Consider the following 2500-nt stretch of genomic DNA (forward strand, 5'->3'; position numbering starts at 1 on the left):
GTCAAAACCAACCATAATTCAAAGTTACTTAAATGTAACGACAACAAAACAAATGAGCTATTCAAATAGCTTCAAGATATCTTGGAGAGTTTGATCCTGGCTCAGGACGAACGCTGGCGGCGTGCTTAACACATGCAAGTCGAACGAAGAGCGATGGAAGCTTGCTTCTATCAATCTTAGTGGCGAACGGGTGAGTAACGCGTAATCAACCTGCCCTTCAGAGGGGGACAACAGTTGGAAACGACTGCTAATACCGCATACGATCCAACCTCGGCATCGAGGATGGATGAAAGGTGGCCTCTATTTATAAGCTATCACTGAAGGAGGGGATTGCGTCTGATTAGCTAGTTGGAGGGGTAACGGCCCACCAAGGCAATGATCAGTAGCCGGTCTGAGAGGATGAACGGCCACATTGGGACTGAGACACGGCCCAGACTCCTACGGGAGGCAGCAGTGGGGAATCTTCCGCAATGGACGAAAGTCTGACGGAGCAACGCCGCGTGAGTGATGACGGCCTTCGGGTTGTAAAGCTCTGTTAATCGGGACGAAAGGTCCTCTTGCGAATAGTTAGAGGAATTGACGGTACCGGAATAGAAAGCCACGGCTAACTACGTGCCAGCAGCCGCGGTAATACGTAGGTGGCAAGCGTTGTCCGGAATTATTGGGCGTAAAGCGCGCGCAGGCGGATCAGTTAGTCTGTCTTAAAAGTTCGGGGCTTAACCCCGTGATGGGATGGAAACTGCTGATCTAGAGTATCGGAGAGGAAAGTGGAATTCCTAGTGTAGCGGTGAAATGCGTAGATATTAGGAAGAACACCAGTGGCGAAGGCGACTTTCTGGACGAAAACTGACGCTGAGGCGCGAAAGCCAGGGGAGCGAACGGGATTAGATACCCCGGTAGTCCTGGCCGTAAACGATGGGTACTAGGTGTAGGAGGTATCGACCCCTTCTGTGCCGGAGTTAACGCAATAAGTACCCCGCCTGGGGAGTACGACCGCAAGGTTGAAACTCAAAGGAATTGACGGGGGCCCGCACAAGCGGTGGAGTATGTGGTTTAATTCGACGCAACGCGAAGAACCTTACCAGGTCTTGACATTGATGGACAGAACTAGAGATAGTTCCTCTTCTTCGGAAGCCAGAAAACAGGTGGTGCACGGTTGTCGTCAGCTCGTGTCGTGAGATGTTGGGTTAAGTCCCGCAACGAGCGCAACCCCTATCTTATGTTGCCAGCACGTAATGGTGGGAACTCATGAGAGACTGCCGCAGACAATGCGGAGGAAGGCGGGGATGACGTCAAATCATCATGCCCCTTATGACCTGGGCTACACACGTACTACAATGGGAGTTAATAGACGGAAGCGAGATCGCGAGATGGAGCAAACCCGAGAAACACTCTCTCAGTTCGGATCGTAGGCTGCAACTCGCCTACGTGAAGTCGGAATCGCTAGTAATCGCAGGTCAGCATACTGCGGTGAATACGTTCCCGGGCCTTGTACACACCGCCCGTCACACCACGAAAGTCGGAAGTGCCCAAAGCCGGTGGGGTAACCTTCGGGAGCCAGCCGTCTAAGGTAAAGTCGATGATTGGGGTGAAGTCGTAACAAGGTAGCCGTATCGGAAGGTGCGGCTGGATCACCTCCTTTCTAGGGAGACATACACCAGGCCGAGAGCTTGGATGTCACTTAGGTCGACACTTTGGCACCTAACATTGTTCGGTTTTGAGAGATCTGTAAAGACTCTCAATCTACAGATATGGGCCTATAGCTCAGCTGGTTAGAGCGCACGCCTGATAAGCGTGAGGTCGGTGGTTCGAGTCCACCTAGGCCCACCAGTTGGCTCATATAACTCGAAATACACGTTTGTGTAGAGTACAGACACTAAGAGCTAAATATTTTGGAAAAGCTTATAAAAGATAACGGATTCTTCGGAATGGATTATCGAGACTTAAGTGGACCATCATGGGGGCGTAGCTCAGTTGGGAGAGCACCTGCCTTGCAAGCAGGGGGTCAGGAGTTCGAATCTCCTCGTCTCCACCATTTAGTATTTGACAGCTAGTCTGTTATTTACTAAAATAACAAAGCTATCTTAGATAGCAACATATGATGCATGAATCGCGAGATTTATGTCAGAATATTGTTCTTTGAAAACTGCATAGAAGATAATTATATATATTTGTAAGGTCATCTCTTAGAATTTCTAAGTAGGTTGACCCGAGCACATAGGAAATAATTCTCTGACTTAATGGTGACGTACATGTGAAATGTACGGCTACAAAATAAACGACAATGTATCTAATGCATGTCAATAAAATCTCAAATACGAAAGTATTTTAAGTAAAGATTTTAAGGGCGTACGGTGGATGCCTTGGCGATATCAGCCGAAGAAGGACGCGGTAAGCTGCGATAAGCTACGGAGAGATGCAAGCAATCTTTGACCCGTAGATTTCCGAATGGGGGAACCCGGCAGTGGTTATGCACTGTCACCCATAGCTTAGACTATGA

General features: G+C 49.0%; 2 tRNA genes and 2 rRNA genes (1 of these 4 cut by a window edge). All 4 read left to right on the forward strand.

Annotated elements, in window-relative coordinates:
* Window positions 1–78 precede the first annotated feature (78 nt).
* Window positions 79–1642, forward strand: a 16S ribosomal RNA gene (locus VRHSUH09_RS03415).
* Between the two features lie 111 nt (window positions 1643–1753).
* Window positions 1754–1830, forward strand: a tRNA-Ile gene (locus tag VRHSUH09_RS03420).
* Window positions 1831–1959: 129 nt separating this feature from the next.
* Window positions 1960–2035: transfer RNA gene (locus VRHSUH09_RS03425), tRNA-Ala, on the forward strand.
* A 296-nt stretch (window positions 2036–2331) separates the two neighbouring features.
* A 23S ribosomal RNA gene (locus VRHSUH09_RS03430) occupies window positions 2332–2500 on the forward strand; it runs 2766 nt beyond the window's last position.
* The 16S and 23S rRNA genes sit together here with 2 tRNA genes alongside, the layout of an rRNA operon.

This window comes from Veillonella rogosae JCM 15642, from assembly GCF_002959775.1.
Taxonomy (GTDB): Bacteria; Bacillota; Negativicutes; order Veillonellales; family Veillonellaceae; genus Veillonella; species Veillonella rogosae.